Genomic DNA, 18904 nt, shown 5'->3' on the forward strand with positions numbered 1-18904 from the left:
GGCAGGGGCCCGCCGTCCGGAGGTGCTCGGACGGCGGGCCCGCGCCGGTTCGCTCAGCTGGTGGTGAAGTAGCCGGTCAGGTCGGTGATGACGTTCAGCGGGCCGCCGTGGTTGTGGATGGAGTAGGTGCCGTCCGCGGCCACTCCGGTGGTCGCGGAGTTGGCGACCGTCAGGCCGGGGTCGACGTTGACGGTGGAGGTGTCGGGGACGGTGCTCCCGCCCGGGAACACCGTGAGGTGCCCGGGGCTGGAGACGTCGGTGACCGTGGTGTTGGCCTCGACCGCCGTGACGTCCGGCGTGGAGCCGTCCGAGGCGACCGCCGGGACCTGCTCGGTCGAGTACGCCGCCAGCGGTGACCCGGTGACGCGGGTGTCGGAGGTCCGGACCGGCGTCTTGAGGGCGCGGAACAGGCTGGTGCCCGAGGGGCCGTAGTAGCCGACGAGGTCGACGATCACGTTGACCGAGCCGACGTGGTTGTAGATGTCGATCGTCCCGTTGGCGCCGACCGGCACCACCACCTGGTTCGGAACGGTCCGGCCCGCGGGGAAGTTGACGTTGGAGCCCTGGTACGGGCGTCCCGCCGGCCCGTCCGGGTAGACGGTCAGGAAGCTGTTCATGGTGGGGTCGGTGGCGGTGACGTTGAGGACCACCGCGTGGGCGTCGGCCGTGCCCAGCTCGGGCTTGGCGACCTGGATCGTCCGGACCGATCCGTAGCCGAGCGGGCCGGTGCCGTCGGTGCGGCTGTCGGCGAGGCGGGTCGGGGTCAGCGCGGTGTGCCGGTCGGTGGCGGTCGGGCTGTAGAAGCCGACCACGTCGAGGACCACGTCGGTGGTGCCGGCGCTGTTGAAGACGGTGATGGTCGGTCTGGTGCCCGGGGTGACCGCGACCGTGACCAGGTTGGAGACCGTCTGGCCCGGCGCGAAGTTGATGCTGGAAGCGGCCGGGATGCTGCCGGGCGCCCCCGGGGCGGCGCTGAGCGAGAGGTAGCCGTTCGCGGTCGGGTTGGTCGCGGTCACGTTGACCACCACGGCCGTGGTGTCGGCGGGCACCACCGGGTAGGTGGTGGGCGGCATGTGGGAGCTGAACGCGACGAGCGGGGTCGTGTAGTACTCCTGCGCGGCGAGCGGGCGCACCATGCCGTTCGGGACGGCGTAGGCGTCGCGGGTGTCCAGGACGCGGGTCGGGCTCATTCCGACGAAGCCGCCGGCGGCGGTGACGTTGTCGCCCCAGGCCGTCGACGCGGCCGGAGCGGCGAGGGCGGGGGCGGCGGTCAGGCTGAGGGCGCTCAGGCTGAGGGCGCTCAGGACGGTCAGGGTGGTGGCGCTGCGGACACGCATGTCTGGTCCCCCTGGTGAGGCTGTCGTACGGGCTGTTCCGAAGAGTTCGGCACCTGTTGGACGCCTGAACCCGGGCTGGGTTGTAGTGCTGGCGGAAGGTTTCTTCGGGGGTCTCCCCGGGGGTGGGGATCGGGGTGATCTCGGGGTTCTCTCCGGGCCGTTGGGCCTCGTTCCGGGGCTGCGGCCACCGTACGATCGAAGCATCGAAAGCAAGCGGGATGCGGCACCGGACGGCAGCCGGCCCGAGGGGAGAAGAGGAACCGACATGGCTGAGCTCTGGAAGTCGCTGCCCTCCTGGGTGCGCAACATCGTCATCCCGGTGCTGGTCCTGGTGCTGGCCTGGAACATCATCGCCTTCGTCTTCGGCGTGGTCGGCGCCCTGCTGAGCATCCTGATCAAGCTGCTGGTCGTGGTGGGCATCGCGGCCGCCGTGGTGATCCTGGTGAAGAAGGCCGCGAAGAGCTGAATCCGCTCCGCCGCGCGGACCGCGGCGGAGCACCCCGGAGGCCCGGCACCCCGTGAGCGGGGGCCGGGCCTCGGCCTTTCCGGCCGGATTTCGGTTCGGGGGCCGTCTGGACCTGCGGCGATCGGCTCGCTACCGTGTTGGGCGTCATGTGCAGGCAACACCGCCTGCGACGCGGGAGCTCGGAGCACCGGGCTGAGAGGGCGCTGACCGGAACGTCGACGGACGGACCGACGGCTGCGTCGACCGCAGGAACCTGGACCGGGTAATGCCGGCGTAGGGAGTAGAGGTCAGATGACCACGTTCGAAGCACAGCCGCAGTCTGCCCAGACCACCCCCAGCAGCGAGCGCACCGGCTACCCGACCCCGGCCTGGCGCAAGGCCTACCGGGACGGGTCCCGCCCGGACCTGCGGGTGCCCTACCGCGAGGTGCAGCTCACCAACGGCAGGACCGTGCCGCTGTACGACACCTCCGGCCCGTACACCGACCCGGCGTACGAGCCCGACGTGCGGCGCGGCCTGCCCGCCCTGCGCGACTCCTGGATCCGCCAGCGCGGCGACGTCGAGGAGTACGACGGCCGCGAGGCGCGCCCCGAGGACGACGGGATCAAGCACACCTCGCCGCGCGGCGGCAACCTGCGCAACCTGGACGCCGTCTTCCCCGGCCGCCCGCGCCGCCCGCTGCGCGGTCGCGGTGGTGTGGCCGTCACCCAACTCGCTTACGCCAAGCGGGGCGTGGTGACACCGGAGATGGAGTTCGTGGCGCTGCGCGAGGGTCTGGAGCCCGAGTTCGTGCGCGACGAGGTGGCCCGCGGCCGTGCCGTCATCCCGGTGAACGTGAACCACCCCGAGGTGGAGCCGGCCATCATCGGCACCAACTTCCTGGTGAAGATCAACGCCAACATCGGCAACTCCGCCGTGACCTCCTCGATCGAGGAGGAGGTGGAGAAGATGACCTGGGCCACCCGCTGGGGCGCCGACACCGTCATGGACCTCTCCACCGGCCGCAACATCCACACCACCCGCGAGTGGATCCTGCGCAACTCCCCCGTGCCGATCGGCACCGTGCCGCTCTACCAGGCCCTGGAGAAGGTGGACGGCAAGGCCGAGGACCTGAGCTGGGAGGTCTACCGGGACACCATCATCGAGCAGTGCGAGCAGGGCGTCGACTACATGACCGTCCACGCCGGCGTGCTGCTGCGGTACGTCCCGCTCACCGCGCGCCGCAAGACCGGCATCGTCTCGCGCGGCGGCTCGATCATGGCCGCGTGGTGCCTGGCGCACCACAAGGAGAACTTCCTCTACACCAACTTCGAGGAACTCTGCGACATCCTGGCGAGCTACGACGTCACCTTCTCGCTCGGTGACGGCCTGCGCCCCGGCTCGATCGCGGACGCCAACGACGAGGCGCAGTTCGCCGAGTTGCAGACCCTCGGCGAGCTGGGCCGGATCGCCCGCGAGCGCGACGTCCAGGTGATGATCGAGGGCCCGGGCCACGTCCCGATGCACAAGATCAAGGAGAACATGGATCTCCAGAAGGAGATCTGCGACGAGGCGCCGTTCTACACCCTCGGCCCCCTCACCACCGACGTCGCCCCCGGCTACGACCACATCACCTCGGGCATCGGCGCCGCGATGATCGCCTGGTGGGGCACCGCGATGCTCTGCTACGTCACGCCCAAGGAGCACCTGGGCCTGCCCAACCGGTACGACGTCAAGACCGGCGTGATCACCTACAAGATCGCCGCTCACGCCGCCGACCTCGCCAAGGGCCACCCCGGCGCCCAGGCCTGGGACGACGCCCTCTCCGACGCCCGCTTCGAGTTCCGCTGGGAGGACCAGTTCAACCTGGCCCTCGACCCGGAGACCGCTCGCGACTTCCACGACGAGACCCTCCCCGCCGAACCCGCCAAGACGGCCCACTTCTGCTCGATGTGCGGCCCGAAGTTCTGCTCGATGAAGATCTCCCAGAAGATCCGCGACGAGCACGGCGACGGCTCGACGGCCGTCTCCAGCGAGTTCGACGCCGACGCCGAGGCCGGCATGCAGGCCATGTCCGAGGAGTTCAAGGCCCAGGGCAGCCGGGTCTACCTCCCGCTGGCGGACTGACACACCGCACCCGAGCGCCGCCCCGAGAGCTTTCGCTCCTCGGGGCGGCGCTCTGTCGTCACGTCATCGGGCCGAGGCCGGAGTGGGTGATGGTTCGGGCCCGGTCCGCGTGCGTCATGAGCCGAGGAGGGGCTGAATGTGCTGTCTTCGGGCTGAATTCGTCTTCGATGAGGACGGGCGGAGCACGGGCCGGATTGATTTGTCGATGATTGGCCGACGGAATTGTGATCGGTTATTCTCCGCCTCGACGCGGTGGGGGGAATCCCCGCGTCGCCGCGGGAGATAGCGGCAATTTCGGACTTTTGAGGTTGATTTGAGACTTCGGCATGCAATTGTGGCGGCTTCGCTTATCGCGTCCCCTATTGCACTGTCCCTTCCCGCCCAGGCCGCAGGCCCGGACAAGGAGCACTCCGTCCAGGTAGACGGCTTCACTTCGGTGGAGGCCGGCGGCGGTTGGTCCGAGGGCACGGTGACCGTCAAGAACGACGCGGACGCGCCGTACGGCGGCCAGCACCTGGTGCTCTACCTCGGCAGCGAGATGCTCGGTACGGACCAGGTCGTCGCCGAGTACGCGGACGGCGCCTCCGGCAGTTGGCAGCCGGTGAAGCTGGTCAACCAGGCGATGAGCAACCAGCCCACGGGCTACGAGGGTGTCGCAGCCGATCTGACCGGCGCCGGGATCGATGTCCAGCCGCATGCGGCCCGCACCTTCAAGCTGCGGTTCAAGCTGGTGCAGTCCAAGCACGAGGGCCCGTGGGAGGACGTCTCCCTCCACGCCATGCTGGCAGCGGGGCTCGACGCGAAGGGCCAGGTCAAGGACTGGACGGCCACGACGCAGAAGACCGTCAAGACGACCGGGCTCACCACCACCGTCACCGGTCTGCCCAAGGACGTCCCGGCGGACGGGAAGCCGCACGCCTTCCAGGTCTCGATCAAGACCGCCAACGGCTTCGACTGGCACCTCACCCAGGCGTCCTTCTTCGTCTGGGCCGGCCAGAAGTACGGCAGCGGCCCGGGACCGGCCGCCTGCGACGCCCAGGTGGACGTCCAGGACCCGAAGGACGGCAGCTGGCACAAGGTCGGTACGGCGGCCGCCGGTGTCGACGGACAGGACGTCAATCTGACCAAGTGGGCCACCGGTCCGGCGGACAACCGGGTGCTCAACGCCCGGATCACGCTCGGCAGGAACTTCAAGACCGACAAGGACGCGTCGCTCGGCTTCGGTTACTACCCGGGCGCCGGGCCGATGCTGTTCTGGGCCATGCAGCCGTTCGCCGCCACGCCGGTCGAGGGCGCTCCCGAGTGCGTGAACCCGGATGCGCCCGCCCCGGCGCCGACCGCGACCACCCCCGCGTCGACCGCGCCTGTCGCGACCTCCGCGCCCGCCGTCGTTCCGGTCGCCGCGCCCACGACCGCCTCGGCGACTACGGCGCCCGCCGTGGCCTCGGCCGCCGGCACCGGTGACCGTTCCGAGCTGGCCGACACCGGCTCCAGTGGCCTCGGCCTGACCACCGGTGTCGCCGGCGCCCTGCTGGCGGCCGGTGGGGCCGCGGTGGTGCTGGCCCGCCGCACCCGCCGCGGCTGACACCGGCTTGACGACAACGGGTGCCGCCCCGGCCCTCCCCCGAGCGGCCGGGGCGGCACCCTGCTCAGCTGGTGGCGTCCTGCGGGTACCAGCGGAGTTCGACGGTGTTGCCGTCCGGGTCCTGGACGTAGAGGGAGGTGGCGGTGCCGCGGGCGCCGTAGCGGGGGCCGGGGCCGTCGAGGACGGTGAAGACGCCGGAGTCGACGACCTCCTGCCAGTCGAGGGGCTCGACGGTGAGGCAGATGTGGTCGACGTTGGACTCGTGCCGGGGGCGGTGGAACAGGTCGATGATGGTCTCGGGGGTGACCCGGACGGACGGGAACGAGACCTTGCCGGCCCGCCACTCGTCGACCCGGACCGGCTCCAGGCCGAGCAGGCCGGTGTAGAAGGCGAGGGATCGCTCGATGTCGGCGACGTTGAGGACCAGGTGGTCGAGGGCGACGACGCGCATGGTGATCGGCTCCGGTGGGGTGGGTTCGCTGGGGACGGGTCCAACGATCCTCCGCGCGGAGGAGATCATCAATGCCGGATCGCCGTACGATCGTTGAGCCGGATTAAACGGTTCGGGGCTCGACGACGGGGGAGACATGCTGGAGCGGCTGGAGATCGAGGTCTTCCTCGCGCTGACCGAGGAACTGCACTTCGGCCGGACCGCCGAGCGGCTGCGCCTCACCACCGGGCGGGTCAGCCAGGTGGTCAAGACCCTGGAGCGCCGGGTCGGTGGCCCGCTGTTCGAGCGCACCAGCCGGTCCGTCCGGCTCACCCCGGTCGGGCGGCAGCTGGCCGAGGACCTCGCTCCGGTGGTGGCAGCGCTGGAGGAGGCGCTGCGCCGGGCGGTGGACGCCAGCCGGGGGGTGACCGGCGAGCTGCGGGTCGCGTTCCTCGGGGAGTGGACGGCGCCGGTGCTGCTCAGGGCGGTGGCGCTGTTCGGTGAGCGCCACCCCGACTGCCGGGTGGACGTCCGTGAGGTCCAGCTCTCCAACTCCCGCTTGAGCCTGGAGGACGGCTCGATCGACATCCTGGTCGCCTCCTACCCCTTCGACGGCATGACCCTCGGCCCGGTCCTGCTCACCGAGCGGCGCGCCCTGGCCGTCCCGGCCGGGCACCCGCTGGCCGCGGAGGCCTCGGTGTCGCTCGAAGTGCTCGCCGACCACCCGGTGGTGCAGTACCCGGCGGTGACCTCGATCGGCTTCAAGCGCGACCGAACCCCCGACCGCACCCCGTCCGGGCGCCTCGTCCCCAGGGGCCCGTCCGGCGGGACCTTCTCCGAGATGCTCAGCCTGGTCGCCATGGGCCGGGGCGTCCTCCCGGTCGGCGAGCACTGCCGCCAGTACTACCCGCGCCCCGATCTGGCCTACGTCCCGATCCACGACGCCCCGCCGATCGAACGCGGCCTGATCTGGCGGTCGGGCAACACCACCGCGCGGGTCCGCGAGTTCGCCCGGGCCGCGGCCGAGGTGGCCGCCGGCGGGTAGCGGGGCGTCCGCAGCCGGGTGAACCGGCTCCCGCTGGCGGGGATCCCGGCCCGGGCGTCAGGAGATCGCGCGCAGGCGGGTCGGGGCCGGCCGGGTCAACCGGTCGAGGTGGGCGGCGGTTTCGGGGTCGGCGGGGAGGAGGACCAGGAGCTGTTGGGCGTCGGCGGGGAACTCCAGGATCTCGCGGTGGAGCCGGAGTTCGGGTCCGGTCGGGTGCTGGAGGCGCAACGGGCCGCGGCGGGGGACGAGTTGGTTGCCCAGGCGGCGGGTGAACTCGGGGCCGGCGACGGGGGCGAGTTCGGTGCTGAGCCACTCGGAGCTCTCGGCGGAGGGGCCGAGCCAGAGGTCGAAGGCCTGTTCGTCGGCGATGTCGTCCCAGTCGGCGAAGAGGGCGCGGGCGCGGGGGTCGGTGAAGACGTAGCGGGTGAGGTTGGGGGAGGCGTGGTCGAGGAGGCCGGCGGCGCCGAGGACGGTGGCGTAGCCGGGAGTGTGGGCGAGGATGTCGCCGAGGCGGTTGGTGACGGCGGCGATGCCCGGTTCGAGCAGCCGGAGGGTGTCGCGGACGGTGGGGCGGACCTCGCGGGAGGGCGGGGCCGGGCGGACGTGGTTGGGGCAGGCGCCACCGGTGATCTTCGCGAGGTAGCGCAGGTGGGTGCGCTCGGCGGGGTCGAGGCTGAGGGCGTCGGCGAGGGCGTTGACCACGGCGATGGAGGGGTTGCGGTCGCGGCCCTGTTCCATCCGGGTGAGGTACTCGACGCTGATGCCCGCGCGGATTGCGAGGTCGGCGCGGCGCAGTCCGGGTGAGCGGCGGCGGCCGTGGTCGGGCAGGCCGAGCGTCTCGGGCTGGATGCTGTCGCGCTTGGCGCGGATGAAGTCCCCCAGTGGTGTGCCCATGTGACGATCGTACGGATCGGGGCGGCGCGGAGGGTGGCCCTGTGGGGGCCAGCCTGGGCACGGTCTGGCTGCGCCTGCCGGGCGGGCCGAGAGTGGTGGCCATGGAGAAGAACACGCACAAGTTGGTCGTCCTGGTCGGCAGTGTCAGGGAGGGCCGGTTCGGCCCGGTGGTGTCCGCGTGGGTGGCCGAACAGGCCGCCGCGCACGGCGGGTTCGAGGTCGAGGTGGTCGATCTGGCGGAGGTGGACGTGCCGCTGGCCCTGCCCGCCGCCCCGCCGAAGTTCGCGGGCGCCGACTACCCCCGCCCGGCCGGGATGGCGAAGCTGACCGGGGCCCTGGAGGGCGCGGACGCCGTCCTGATCGTCACCCCCGAGTACAACCACAGTTACCCCGCCTCGCTGAAGGCCGCCATCGACTGGCACTTCACCCAGTGGACGGCCAAGCCGGTCGCCTTCGTGAGCTACGGCGGAGCGGCCGGCGGTCGGCACGCGGTGCTGCACCTGGAGAACGTGCTGACCGAGCTGCACGCGGTGACCATCCGGGACGGCCTGGCCTTCCCGAACTACTTCACCGCCTGGTCGGACGGCCGCCCGGACGACCCGCAGGCGGCCGGCTACGCCAAGGCCATGCTCGACCAACTGTCCTGGTGGACGGGCGCGTTGAAGAACGCCCGGGCCGCCGCCCCGTACCCGGCCTGAGACGGGGGCGACGATGGAGTACGTGAAGCTCGGCGGTACCGAGCTGGAAGTCAGCCGGATCGCGCTCGGCTGCATGGGCTTCGGCGGCAGCGGCCGCGGGCACAACCCCTGGGCGCTGGACGAAGAGGCGGCCGCGCCGGTCTTCCGGCGGGCGGTGGAGCTCGGCATCACCTTCTGGGACACCGCCAACGTGTACGGTGGCGGCGCTTCCGAGGAGCTGGTGGGCCGCGCGGTGCGGCGGTACACCCGGCGCGAGGACGTCGTCCTGGCGACCAAGGCGGGCCTGCCGATGCACGGCGGACCGGGCGGCTCGGGGCTGTCCCGGCGGGCGATCCTGGAGCAGGTCGACGGTTCGCTGGCCCGGCTCGGCACCAACCATCTGGACCTCTTCCAGCTGCACCGCTTCGACCCGGCGACCCCGGTCGAGGAGACCGTGGCGGCGCTGAGCGAGGTGGTGGCGGCCGGGAAGGTCCGGTACGTCGGGGCGTCCTCGATGTGGGCGTGGCGGTTCGCGAAGCTGCGGCACGCCGCGGCCCGGGACGGCGGCCCGGCCTTCGTGTCGATGCAGCACCAGTACAGCCTGGTGCAGCGCGAGGAGGAGCGGGAGATGTTCCCGCTGCTCGCCGACCAGGGGGTGGGCAGCCTGGTGTGGTGCCCGCTGGCCTCGGGCCGGCTGGCCCGCCCGTACGGGCAGTCGACGGCCCGCTCGGCCGGTGACCAGGTGGCCGGGCGGTTCTTCGCGGACGTCGACCGGCCGATCGTGGACGCCGTGCAGTCCGTCGCCGAGGCCCGCGGGGTGCCGATGGCGCGGGTCGCGCTGGCCTGGGTGCTGGGCAATCCGGTGGTCACCGCCCCGGTCGTCGGCGCCACCCGCCCGGGCCACCTCGACGACGCGGTGGCCGCGTTGGACGTCCGGTTGACCGGGGCGGAGGTGGCGGCGCTGGAGGCGCCGTACACGCCCCGGCTGCCGACCGGCTTCTGAGCCCGACCCGTCGAGCGGTTCCGGGGTGCGCCCGGTCTCCCGGGCGGGGAAGATGTCGCCGACGGGGAAGGCCCCGGCGCCGGCGGTGGTTGACTCCGCCGGAGCGGTCACGGCTGTGGGGCACACGGATGCGGGGAACGGGGGCGACGATGGCGCAGCGGATCACGGCGGTCGCGCGGCTGCGGGCCAGGGCGGGGCGTGAGACGGAGATGCGGGAGCAGGCGCGGTCGATGGCGGCGTCGAGCCTGGTGGAGCCCGGCTGCCTGTCGTACCGGAACTACGTGGACCCGGACGATCCGCGCGCGTGGGTGGTCGTGGAGGAGTGGGAGTCGCGGGAGGCCTTCGAGGCGCACCTGGCCAGCCCGCACCTGGCGCGCTCGCTGGAGCGTACGGCCGAGCTGCTGGACGGCCCGCCGGAGCTGCGGGTACTGACGGACGCCCGGCTCGGCTGAGCCGCGCCGAACTCGGCCCAGGACGTCCGGGCGGGCTCAGCCCACGTCGTCCGGTCCGGTGAAGTCCGGCGAGGTGTAGCCGGGGCCGGTGAAGTCGGGCGGGGTGAAGGCGGCGGGCCGGGGGGCGTGGCCGTCGGGGTCGGTGAGGCCGTCCGGACCGGGGCTGGTGAAGGCGGGCGGGGTGTAGCCGGGGCTGCTGAAGTCGGGGCTGCTGAAGCCGGGTGCGGGTCGGCCGGGGACGGCGGGCAGCTGGGTGAGCAGGTAGGGCAGCAGTCCGCGCTCGCGCAGGGCGGTGCGCCACTCGTGGCGGGCGGCGGCGAGTTCGGCGGCCAGCTCCCGGTCGGTGCCCGCCGGGACTGCGGCGGCGCCGTCGCGTATGGCGGTGAGGAGCAGCCCGATGATGCCGACGGCCATCGCGGCGACTCCGGCGGCGAGCGCCACCCAGCCGGCGGTGACCAGGGAGCGGGCGAGGGTGAGCCCGGAGTCGGCGGCGCGCAGCAGGTAGCCGATCAGCAGCAGGGCCAGTGCGGCGGTCCAGGCGAGGATCGGGGTGAGCACGGTGAGGACGGGGAACAGCCCGGCGCCGCCGTTGGCGGAGCGCAGCTGGCTGAGCAGGCCGGGGGCGTACGGTTCGACGTCGGCCGGTGGCGGGGGCGTGGCGTGCAGGTTCTCGCGCAGCGCGGTGTAGTGGGCGTACTCGGTGGCGGCCGCGGCGTTGATGCGGTCGGCGTCGCGCAGCGCGCGGACGCGCAGCTGGTCGGCGGTGAGCGCGCCGGGGGCGCGCCGGGCGGTGAGGACGGTGCGGTCGCGCAGGGCTTCGCCGAGGAGGCGCTCGTACTCCGGGCGGTCCTCGGCGAGTAGCGGCGGGGGGTTGGACATGGGGACCCCGTTCATGCGGACTCCGATCGGCATCGCGGAAGGACGCGCATCGAGGACGCGGGGACCCTCGGGACGCCGAAACGGGCGCGGAGGCGGGCCGCCGGGCGGGCGGCCGGGTGTGGTGTGCCTCATGGTAGGGGTGGGTGCAGCCGTGCTGACAGTCGGTTTCCGGAATTTCGCGCCCCGGGCCGCGCGCGTGTGGCGGCCCGAGCGCCGGGAACAACTGTTCGAGTAGTGGTAGGAGTTGACTACTGGTCGGATGGTCAGATCGGCAGCCGCGCGACCAGCAGACGCCCTTCCATGGTGACCCCGCCGTCCATCGCCACCGCCAGGTCGTCCGCGTAGACGTACGGCCCGGGGATGTGCGGAGGCTGCCCGTCGTCCGCGTGCACCGCGCCGGTGAGGTACGGGATCGGGCTGTGCCCGTGCACGATCCGGGTGCCGCCGTAGGTGTCGAGCAGCTCGTGGACGGCCGTCGGCCCGGCGTCGCCGCGGAAGGCGAAGCGCTTGGTGAAGCGGCGGAAGCAGTCCCACCACTCGTCCACGCTGCCGTCCGAGAGCAGGCTGTGCACCGCGTCGTTGACGTCGGGGATGGACTCGCCGTACTCCAGGTACGCGGTGGTGTCGGAGTGCAGCAGCAGGTGCCCGTCCTCCAGCGCGACGGCGGGCAGCCGGGAGAGCCAGCTGATGTGGTGCGCCTCCAGCCGGTCCAGGTCGTTCTGCTGGCCGCCGTTGAGCCGCCAGGCGGCGAGGAAGGAGGCGGTGCCGGCGGTGGACTGCACGGGCTCGTCGCCGTACTTGGCGGCGCCGAGGAAGAGCAGTTCGTGATTGCCCATCAGGGCGCGGCAGTAGCCGCCGGCGGCGGCGGCCTCGGCGGCGAGCTGCATGACCAGGTCGATGACGCCGATGCCGTCCGGGCCGCGGTCGGTGAAGTCGCCGAGGAACCAGATCCGGGCCCGGCCGGCCGACCAGTGGCCGTCGGCGTCGATCAGGCCCTGGTGGCGCAGCTCGGCGCGCAGCTCCTCCAGGTAGCCGTGCACGTCACCGACGACGTAGACCGGGCCCGGCGGCTCGTCGGGGCCGGGGGCCGGGTACGGGTAGGTCGGCGCGGCGGGGTCGGGCAGCGGCGGGCCGAGCTCGATGGTCGGCGGGTCGTCGCGGCCGGGGAGCTGGAGGGCGGGGGAGGGCTGGTCGGGCAGGGTGGGCTCGTAGCCGGCGCGGTCGTCGTAGCCGCTCCGGTCCTGGCCCTCGTAGGCGTCCCGGCTCTCGTAGACGTCCTGGCCCTCGTAGGCGCCGTCGTACTGTCCCTGGTGCGGGAACTCCGGGGCCTGGTCGGTGTTGAGCCCCTGGGCGTGCACGGTGTGTCCGTGCCCCTGGCCGTCCGCGGGCCAGTGCTGCTCCAGGTAGCGGGCGCCGCCGTAGCCGCTGTACGTCTCCGCGTCGTACGGCGTGCCCTGGTAGCCCGCGGCGGGCTCGGGTTCGTAGTAGGTGCCGTACGGCAGCACATCGAGGTCCGGCTGGTGGCGGGGGCCTGAGTGGGGGTGCTCAGGTCCGGGGAAGCGGTCCTCGGGTGTCATTCGCCCATCATAGGAAGACCACTCTCCCGCCGTCGTCACCTGGTGGGTATCCAATCCTCCGGAGCGTCAGCCGGGCGGTCCCGCGGGGTCCGTTTTGTCCCGGCTCGGTATGGTCTCGTCGGCGCCTCGACAGGGTGTCGGCCCGGTTCGAGTGGGGTCTAGACCTCACCCGGGGGTCGGGGCGGGCTGACGGTGGTGCGCGGACTCCGCCGCTGGGAGGAGGCGCGGACGATCAGCTCGGTGGGCATCAGGGTGCCCGGTGGCGGGCCGTTCCCGGCGGTGCGGAAGCGGGGCGGGAAGAGCCGGGCGATGTCAACGCCCGTCCCGGAGTCGACGCCCTCGATGGCGTCGATGAGGAGGTTGACCACGGTGGTGCCGATCTTGCGCGGCTTGAGCGAAAGTGTCGTGATCGGCGGTTCGGTGGCGGCGTAGACGTCGCTCTCGCTGCAGCAGACCAGCAGCAGGTCGTCCGGCACCCGCAGGCCGTAGCGGCGCGCGGCGGCGAGCAGGTCGGTGCCGTTGGGGTCGAACAGCCCGTAGACGGCGTCCGGCCGGTCCGGGCGGGCGAGCAGCCGATCGGCGGCCACCGCGCCGGCCGCCGGGTCGTGCGCCGGGTAGGCCTCGTACACGGGCTCCTGGCCGACCTTGGCGCACCAGCCGAGGTAGGCCTCGGTGGAGAGCCGGGTGTAGGTGTCGGTGCTGGTGCCGGTGAGCAGGCCGATCCGGCGGGCTCCGGCCTCGGAGAGGTGGTCGAGGATGCCGAGCACGGCGGCCTCGTGGTCGTTGTCGACCCAGGCGGTGACCGGGCAGTTGCCGGGCTTGCCGTCGCTGACCACCGGGACGCCGGACCGGTACAGCTCACTGACCAGCGGGTCCTGGTCGGGCGGGTCGATCACCACGGTGCCGTCCAGGGCGATGTTGCCCCAGACGTCGTGCCGGGAGGAGGCGGGCAGCACCACCAGCGCGTAGCCGCGGCCCAGGGCGGCGCTGGTGGCGGCCCGGGCCATCTCGGCGAAGTACGCGAACTCGGTGAAGGTGAAGGGTTCTTCGCCGTACGTCGTGACGGTCAGCCCGATCAGGCCGGACCGTCCGGTGCGCAGGGTGCGGGCGGCCGCCGAGGGGCGGTAGCCGAGGCGCTCGGCGACCTCGCGCACCCGGCTGCGGGTCTCGTCGGGCAGGCGGCCCTTTCCGTTCAGCGCGTCGGAGACGGTGGTGATCGACACTCCGGCGGCTGCTGCCACATCCCGGATGCCGGCCCGCTCCAAACGCCGTGAGGTGGTGGGACGCCGACCGCTCTGGTTGGCTGCTGCTGTCATGGCGGACCGATCGTATGGCTCCTGACAAGGGTCTGTGACCGGCGCATCGGGAGCCTTTGGAGATACGTTTCTCCGCTAGTGAGCCGGGGTGCGCCCCTTCGATACCCGCTCGAAACCGGCCGTCTTACCTCTGACATGTGCCATAGGAACCGGGCAGAATGGCTGATCTGCGCCTGTAACCCGTCCGGGCATCTCACTCCTACGGGTGAGGGCCGGTCGGTATCGTGCAAGGCACCCGACCGGGTTGGTCCGGGCGCGTTCCGAGTACCCGGGGCACGGCGGTGATCCCGACCGTGGCACGGCGGGCGGACCGGAGAGACACGAAGGAGTACGACCGTGAGCAGTGGTACGTCAGCGCAGGGCCCGCGCCTGCGGCCGACCCTGGACGGCATCCCCACCTACAAGCCCGGCAAGCCGGCCGGCGCCGACGCCTACAAGCTGTCCTCGAACGAGAACCCCAACAACCCGCTGCCGGGTGTGCTGGAGGCGGCGGTCGCGGCGGCCGGCTCGTTCAACCGCTACCCCGACATGGGTGTCAGCGAGCTGACCGCGGAGCTGGCCGCGCGCTTCGGCGTGCCCGCCGAGCACATCGCCACCGGCACCGGCTCGGTCGGCGTCGCCCAGTCGCTGATCCTGGCCACGGCCGGACCGGGCGACGAGGTGATGTTCGCCTGGCGCTCCTTCGAGGCCTACCCGATCATCACCCAGATCGCCGGTGCCACGCCCGTCCCGGTGCCGCTCACCGCGGGCGGCGACCACGACCTGGACGCGATGCTGGCCGCGATCACGCCGAACACCCGGCTGATCTTCGTCTGCAACCCCAACAACCCCACCGGCAACGTGATCCACCGCGCCGAGCTGGAGCGCTTCATCGACGCCGTGCCGGGCGACGTCCTGGTGGTCGTCGACGAGGCGTACATCGAGTTCATCCGCGACCCCGAGGTGCCCAACGGCATCGACCTCTACCGCGACCGCCCGAACGTCTGCGTGCTGCGCACCTTCTCCAAGGCGTACGGCCTGGCCGGCCTGCGGGTCGGCTTCGCGATCGCCCACGAGCCGGTGGCGAACGCGCTGCGCAAGACCGCCGTCCCGTTCGGCGTCAGCCAGCTCGCCCAGGACGCCGCCGTCGCCTCGCTGCGCTCGGAGCAGGCCCTGCTGGAGCGGGTGGAGGGGCTGGTCGAGGAGCGCAACCGGGTGGTGGCCGGGCTGCGCGCGCAGGGCTGGGAGATCCCGGACTCGCAGGCCAACTTCGTCTGGCTCTGGCTCGGCGAGCGCTCGGCGGAGTTCGCCGCGGCCTGCACCGAGGCCGGCGTGATCGTCCGGCCGTTCCCGGAGGGTGTGCGGGTGTCGATCGGGGAGGCCGAGGGCAACTCGATCTTCCTGGCGGTGGCGGAGGCGTTCCGCAAGGAGATCAACGGCTGACGTCCTCCGGTTCGCAGGGGCGCACTCCACGGGGATGCGTCCCTGCGGCGTCTCCGGGGGTCATTTCCGGGGCTGTCTTCGGGGCCGTCTGAGGATGCCCTGCCGGATGGCCGGGGATCCTGGGAGGGCGCTGGGAGTTCGGCCAACGGCTGGCCAGCCCCGGGCCAAGGCGCCCGCGACGGGTGGGCGACAAGTCCGTAATGCCCGGATCCGGCCGGTCAGTCTTCTCCCAGCCCGCGCCCAGGGCGCCGCAAGAGCGCCCGGCGAAGCTGTCCGCCATGAAGGTGCTCCCACGGCGGCGAGGTGCCGTCCTCGTCAACTCCGCGCTCGGCGTGGCCCTACTGGGCGGTGCGGCCCTGGTGTACGCCACGGTCGACGGCAGCGGCGGTACGGCTGCGGCCAAGCCCGTCGCCCGTACCGCGACCGTCACCAAGGGCACGGTCCTGGCCACTGTGTCCGGAACCGGCACCCTGGTCTCACCGACCGACGCGGCCCAGGACTTCACCACCGGCGGGCGGCTCACGGCCGTCAAGGTCGGGGTGGGGGACGCCGTCAAGAAGGGGCAGGTGCTCGCGACCGTCGACACCACGGCGGCCCAGCAGCAGGTGGACGCCGCGCAGGCGGCCCTCACCACGGCCAACGCCAACCTCACGAAGGCGCAGGCCGGGGTCACCACGACGACCACCGAGCCGCTGCCCCAGACCTCCGCTCCCTCGCCCGCACCCTCGGGCGCGGCGTCGGGCAGCGGTGGCGGCGGCGGTCGCGGGGCGGGCGGGAGCAGTGTGCCCGCCCCGCAGACCACCACCATCACCACCACCAAGGTCGACGACGCGGCCGTCGCCCAGGCCCAGCAGCAGGTCGCCACCGCGCAGACCAACCTCACCAACGCCCAGGCGGCGCTGGCCGGCACCACCCTGACCGCGACGGTGGACGGGACGGTCGCCTCGATCTCGGCGAAGGTCGGCGACACCGTCGGGGCCACGTCGTCCTCCGGATCCTCGTCCTCGGCGTCCAAGTCGACCGGTACGAGCGCCGGTTCCGGCTCCCCCAGCGGCTTCATCGTGCTGACCAACCCGACCGGTATGCAGGTCACCGCCAACTTCTCCGAGCTGGACTCGCTCAAGCTGAAGAAGGGTGAGGCGGCCTCCGTCACCCTGAACGCGCAGTCCGACACCAAGCTCAACGCGACCGTCCTGTCGGTCAGTTCGCTGCCGTCGAGCAGCTCCGGCGGTGCCGCCGGTTCGTCGGCCGTCCAGTACGCGGCCACGCTGCAGCTCAGCGGCGACACCAGCACCCTGCGCACCGGCCTCAGCGCGACCGTCCAGGTGATCACCGGCGAGGCGGACAACGCGCTCTCGCTGCCCACCTCCGCCCTGTCGGGCACCGGGACCTCGCGGACCGCGACCGTGGTGCACACGGACGGCAGCTCCGAGCGGGTCACCGTCGGGGTCGGCGTCGAGGGCGACAGCACCGTGCAGGTCGTCTCCGGGCTGACGGAGGGCGACAAGGTCGAACTCCCCACCACCAGCGGCAGCAACGGCTTCCCGAACGGGTCCTTCCCGGGCCTCGGCGGCGGGGCGGGCGGCCGGGGCGGCGGCGCCGGCGGCGCTGGCGGCTTCCCGGGTGGCGGCGGTGGCGGCGGTGGCTTCCCGGGCGGCGGCGGTGGCGGCGCCGGTGGTGGCCGCGGCGGTAAGGGCTGAGCATGCAGCACGTCATCGACAAGCGCGTCCCCGCGCATCCCGTACCGGTGATCCGGATCAGCCGGCTCACCAAGTCGTACGGGCACGGCGACGCCACCGTGCACGCCCTGCGCGGTCCGGACGACCCGGCGACCGGCGGCCCGATGGGCGTCAGCCTGGACATCGAGCAGGGCGACTACGTTGCGGTGATGGGCAGTTCGGGCTCCGGCAAGTCCACCCTGATGAACATCCTCGGCTGCCTGGACGTCCCGACCGCCGGCCGCTACCTGCTGGACGGCATCGACGTCGGACACCTGGACGAGCAGCAGCTTTCACTGGTCCGCAACCGCAAGATCGGCTTCGTCTTCCAGTCCTTCAACCTGGTGCCCCGCACCACCGCCCTCGCCCAGGTCGAGCTGCCGCTCGCCTATGCGGGCGTGCGCGCCGCCGAGCGGCGGCGCCGGGCGCTGGCCGCGCTGTCGCTGGTCGGGCTGGGTGAGCGCGGCGGGCACAAGCCCAACCAGCTCTCCGGCGGCCAGCAGCAGCGCGTCGCGGTGGCGCGCGCCCTGGTCACGGCCCCCGCGCTGCTGCTCGCCGACGAGCCCACCGGCAACCTGGACAGCCGTTCGACGGGCGAGGTGCTGGCCCTGATCGACGGGCTCAACGCCACCGGCCGCACGGTCGTGCTGATCACCCACGAGGACGAGGTCGCCCGGCACGCCAAACGGGTACTGCGGCTGGTCGACGGCCAGATCGTGAGCGACGTCCGACAGGCACCGGTCGACGGGCCGCCGCCCGCCCTGTACGAGGCGGGGGTGCCGGCATGATCCTCTGGCAGACGCTCCGCTTCGCGGTCGGCGGCCTGGCCGCCAACAAGGTGCGCTCGGCGCTCACCATGCTGGGGGTGCTGATCGGTGTCGCCTCGGTCATCCTTCTGCTGGCGGTCGGCAACGGCTCGTCCCAGGCGGTGAAGGACTCGATCACCTCGCTCGGGACCAACTCGCTGACGGTCAGCGCCGGTTCGGCGGCCGGCGGCGCGCGGGCCACGTCCTCGGTGAAGAAGCTGACGGTCGCCGACGCCAAGGCGCTGGCGAGCGACGGCGACTCCTCGGCGATCAAGTCGGTCGCACCGGTGGTCACCACGAGCGGGACGGCGCTGTACGGCGACATCTCGTACAGTCCCGGCTCGATCGTGGGCACGTACCCGGCGTACTTCGAGACCTCCAACCAGAAGGTCGCGCACGGAGAGTACTTCACCGATGACGACGTCCTGGGGTCGCGCAAGGTCGCGGTGCTCGGCGCCACGACGGCCAAGCAGCTGTTCGACGCCGAGGACCCGGTCGGGAAGAAGATCGTGCTCGGCGGCACGCCGTTCACGGTGGTGGGCGTGCTGCAGGCCAAGGGCGGCAGCGGCTTCACCGACCCGGACGACGTGGTGATCGCGCCGCTGCCGACCGTGCAGAACGCGTTCACCGGGTTCGGGCCGGTCAACCAGATCCTGGTGCAGGCCTCGTCGGCCGACACGACGACGGCGGCGCAGTCGGAGATCACCCGGGTGCTGCTCGGGACGCACGCGATCACCGATCCGACGAAGGCCGACTTCCGGATCACCAACCAGGCGTCCCTGTTGACCGCTCGGGAGAGCACGACGAAGACCTTCACCGTGCTGCTGGGTGCGGTGGCGGCGATCTCGCTGCTGGTCGGCGGGATCGGGATCACCAACATCATGCTGGTGACGGTGACCGAACGAACGCGTGAGATCGGCATCCGCAAGGCGCTGGGTGCGCCGAGGGCCGTGATCCTCGGGCAGTTCCTGACCGAGTCGACGCTGCTGTCGGTGATCGGCGCGGGGTTGGGCGTGGCGGCCGGGATCGCCGGCTCGCACTTCAGCATCGTCGGCATCAAGCCGGTGGTGATCCCCGAGTCCGTGCTCGGCGCGTTCGGCATCGCCGTCGCCATCGGGCTGTTCTTCGGCAGCTACCCCGCCAACCGGGCCGCCTCGCTGCGGCCGATCGACGCCCTCCGGCATGAGTAGG

At 72.3% G+C, this 18904-nt stretch carries 17 protein-coding genes and 1 riboswitch; of the genes, 11 read left to right on the top strand and 6 right to left on the bottom strand.

What is annotated here, in order from left to right:
- Positions 1-53: 53 nt before the first annotated feature.
- Entirely contained in the window at positions 54-1337 is a 1284-nt protein-coding gene (locus ACFQ87_RS03725) for a hypothetical protein (RefSeq protein ID WP_380608923.1), read from the bottom strand.
- 265 nt (positions 1338-1602) lie between these two features.
- Between ACFQ87_RS03725 and ACFQ87_RS03730 the strand changes: the two genes are divergently transcribed.
- The 3 genes from ACFQ87_RS03730 to ACFQ87_RS03740 all read left to right on the top strand — a co-directional run bounded on the left by ACFQ87_RS03730 (position 1603) and on the right by ACFQ87_RS03740 (position 5494).
- On the top strand, positions 1603-1803 hold the full coding sequence (locus ACFQ87_RS03730) for a DUF5326 family protein (RefSeq protein ID WP_380608924.1): 201 nt from the start codon (positions 1603-1605) through the stop codon (positions 1801-1803).
- Between the two features lie 161 nt (positions 1804-1964).
- A riboswitch (TPP riboswitch) is annotated at positions 1965-2100 on the top strand.
- A complete protein-coding gene (gene thiC, locus ACFQ87_RS03735; RefSeq protein ID WP_380608925.1) occupies positions 2095-3909 on the top strand; it encodes a phosphomethylpyrimidine synthase ThiC in 1815 nt (604 codons plus the stop codon). (Overlaps the previous riboswitch by 6 nt.)
- Before the next feature lie 334 nt (positions 3910-4243).
- Entirely contained in the window at positions 4244-5494 is a 1251-nt protein-coding gene (locus ACFQ87_RS03740; protein ID WP_380608926.1) for a hypothetical protein, read from the top strand.
- A 64-nt stretch (positions 5495-5558) separates the two neighbouring features.
- On the opposite strand, the gene ACFQ87_RS03745 is transcribed toward ACFQ87_RS03740, so the two are convergent.
- Positions 5559-5945, bottom strand: a complete 387-nt coding sequence (locus ACFQ87_RS03745) for a VOC family protein (RefSeq protein ID WP_380608927.1) — start codon at positions 5943-5945, stop codon at positions 5559-5561.
- Between the two features lie 136 nt (positions 5946-6081).
- On the opposite strand from ACFQ87_RS03745, the gene ACFQ87_RS03750 reads away from it, so the two are divergent.
- Positions 6082-6969, top strand: coding sequence for a LysR family transcriptional regulator (locus tag ACFQ87_RS03750; RefSeq protein WP_380608928.1), 888 nt, complete (start codon positions 6082-6084; stop codon positions 6967-6969).
- Between the two features lie 57 nt (positions 6970-7026).
- Here ACFQ87_RS03750 and ACFQ87_RS03755 read toward each other — a convergent pair whose 3' ends face one another.
- Complete coding sequence (locus ACFQ87_RS03755) at positions 7027-7863, bottom strand: helix-turn-helix domain-containing protein (protein WP_380608929.1); 837 nt, start codon at positions 7861-7863, stop codon at positions 7027-7029.
- A gap of 101 nt (positions 7864-7964) precedes the next feature.
- On the opposite strand from ACFQ87_RS03755, the gene ACFQ87_RS03760 reads away from it, so the two are divergent.
- The 3 genes from ACFQ87_RS03760 to ACFQ87_RS03770 all read left to right on the top strand — a co-directional run bounded on the left by ACFQ87_RS03760 (position 7965) and on the right by ACFQ87_RS03770 (position 9995).
- Positions 7965-8561: an NADPH-dependent FMN reductase gene (locus tag ACFQ87_RS03760; protein WP_380608930.1), complete on the top strand. Its 597-nt coding sequence runs from the start codon at positions 7965-7967 to the stop codon at positions 8559-8561.
- Between the two features lie 13 nt (positions 8562-8574).
- Positions 8575-9543, top strand: a complete 969-nt coding sequence (locus ACFQ87_RS03765) for an aldo/keto reductase (RefSeq protein WP_380608931.1) — start codon at positions 8575-8577, stop codon at positions 9541-9543.
- 149 nt (positions 9544-9692) lie between these two features.
- Complete coding sequence (locus ACFQ87_RS03770; RefSeq protein ID WP_380608932.1) at positions 9693-9995, top strand: putative quinol monooxygenase; 303 nt, start codon at positions 9693-9695, stop codon at positions 9993-9995.
- A gap of 36 nt (positions 9996-10031) precedes the next feature.
- Here the strand turns inward: ACFQ87_RS03770 and ACFQ87_RS03775 are convergent, their stop codons facing one another.
- From ACFQ87_RS03775 to ACFQ87_RS03785, 3 genes are all read right to left on the bottom strand, one after another.
- Entirely contained in the window at positions 10032-10889 is an 858-nt protein-coding gene (locus ACFQ87_RS03775) for a hypothetical protein (RefSeq protein ID WP_380608933.1), read from the bottom strand.
- Between the two features lie 248 nt (positions 10890-11137).
- On the bottom strand, positions 11138-12451 hold the full coding sequence (locus ACFQ87_RS03780; protein ID WP_380608934.1) for a metallophosphoesterase: 1314 nt from the start codon (positions 12449-12451) through the stop codon (positions 11138-11140).
- A gap of 158 nt (positions 12452-12609) precedes the next feature.
- Positions 12610-13767: a LacI family DNA-binding transcriptional regulator gene (locus ACFQ87_RS03785; RefSeq protein WP_270145572.1), complete on the bottom strand. Its 1158-nt coding sequence runs from the start codon at positions 13765-13767 to the stop codon at positions 12610-12612.
- 336 nt (positions 13768-14103) lie between these two features.
- Between ACFQ87_RS03785 and hisC the strand changes: the two genes are divergently transcribed.
- The 4 genes from hisC (at position 14104) to ACFQ87_RS03805 (ending at position 18903) form a co-directional block, all read left to right on the top strand.
- The gene (gene hisC, locus ACFQ87_RS03790) at positions 14104-15189 is read left to right on the top strand and encodes a histidinol-phosphate transaminase (protein WP_380608935.1); all 1086 of its coding nucleotides are present in this window, start codon (positions 14104-14106) and stop codon (positions 15187-15189) included.
- A 278-nt stretch (positions 15190-15467) separates the two neighbouring features.
- Positions 15468-16889, top strand: a complete 1422-nt coding sequence (locus ACFQ87_RS03795) for an efflux RND transporter periplasmic adaptor subunit (RefSeq protein WP_380608936.1) — start codon at positions 15468-15470, stop codon at positions 16887-16889.
- A gap of 2 nt (positions 16890-16891) precedes the next feature.
- Complete coding sequence (locus tag ACFQ87_RS03800; protein ID WP_380608937.1) at positions 16892-17695, top strand: ABC transporter ATP-binding protein; 804 nt, start codon at positions 16892-16894, stop codon at positions 17693-17695.
- Positions 17692-18903 carry an ABC transporter permease gene (locus ACFQ87_RS03805; protein ID WP_380608938.1) on the top strand — a complete coding sequence of 404 codons (1212 nt, stop codon included), beginning with the start codon at positions 17692-17694 and terminating at the stop codon, positions 18901-18903. The genes ACFQ87_RS03800 and ACFQ87_RS03805 overlap by 4 nt, the downstream gene beginning before the upstream one ends.
- The last annotated feature ends 1 nt before the right edge of the window (position 18904 follow it).

The organism is Kitasatospora sp. NPDC056531, from assembly GCF_042794375.1.
GTDB lineage: Bacteria > Actinomycetota > Actinomycetes > Streptomycetales > Streptomycetaceae > Kitasatospora.

Excerpts from the sequence above, each read along its gene's own strand:
- ACFQ87_RS03725 (WP_380608923.1), bottom strand. The coding sequence starts at position 1,337 with ATGCGTGTCCGCAGCGCCACCACCCTGACCGTCCTGAGCGCCCTCAGC.
- ACFQ87_RS03730 (WP_380608924.1), top strand. The coding sequence starts at position 1,603 with ATGGCTGAGCTCTGGAAGTCGCTGCCCTCCTGGGTGCGCAACATCGTC.
- thiC (WP_380608925.1), top strand. The coding sequence starts at position 2,095 with ATGACCACGTTCGAAGCACAGCCGCAGTCTGCCCAGACCACCCCCAGC.
- ACFQ87_RS03745 (WP_380608927.1), bottom strand. The coding sequence starts at position 5,945 with ATGCGCGTCGTCGCCCTCGACCACCTGGTCCTCAACGTCGCCGACATC.
- ACFQ87_RS03750 (WP_380608928.1), top strand. The coding sequence starts at position 6,082 with ATGCTGGAGCGGCTGGAGATCGAGGTCTTCCTCGCGCTGACCGAGGAA.
- ACFQ87_RS03755 (WP_380608929.1), bottom strand. The coding sequence starts at position 7,863 with ATGGGCACACCACTGGGGGACTTCATCCGCGCCAAGCGCGACAGCATC.
- ACFQ87_RS03760 (WP_380608930.1), top strand. The coding sequence starts at position 7,965 with ATGGAGAAGAACACGCACAAGTTGGTCGTCCTGGTCGGCAGTGTCAGG.
- ACFQ87_RS03765 (WP_380608931.1), top strand. The coding sequence starts at position 8,575 with ATGGAGTACGTGAAGCTCGGCGGTACCGAGCTGGAAGTCAGCCGGATC.
- ACFQ87_RS03770 (WP_380608932.1), top strand. The coding sequence starts at position 9,693 with ATGGCGCAGCGGATCACGGCGGTCGCGCGGCTGCGGGCCAGGGCGGGG.
- ACFQ87_RS03775 (WP_380608933.1), bottom strand. The coding sequence starts at position 10,889 with ATGAACGGGGTCCCCATGTCCAACCCCCCGCCGCTACTCGCCGAGGAC.
- ACFQ87_RS03780 (WP_380608934.1), bottom strand. The coding sequence starts at position 12,451 with ATGACACCCGAGGACCGCTTCCCCGGACCTGAGCACCCCCACTCAGGC.
- ACFQ87_RS03785 (WP_270145572.1), bottom strand. The coding sequence starts at position 13,767 with ATGACAGCAGCAGCCAACCAGAGCGGTCGGCGTCCCACCACCTCACGG.
- ACFQ87_RS03795 (WP_380608936.1), top strand. The coding sequence starts at position 15,468 with ATGAAGGTGCTCCCACGGCGGCGAGGTGCCGTCCTCGTCAACTCCGCG.
- ACFQ87_RS03800 (WP_380608937.1), top strand. The coding sequence starts at position 16,892 with ATGCAGCACGTCATCGACAAGCGCGTCCCCGCGCATCCCGTACCGGTG.
- ACFQ87_RS03805 (WP_380608938.1), top strand. The coding sequence starts at position 17,692 with ATGATCCTCTGGCAGACGCTCCGCTTCGCGGTCGGCGGCCTGGCCGCC.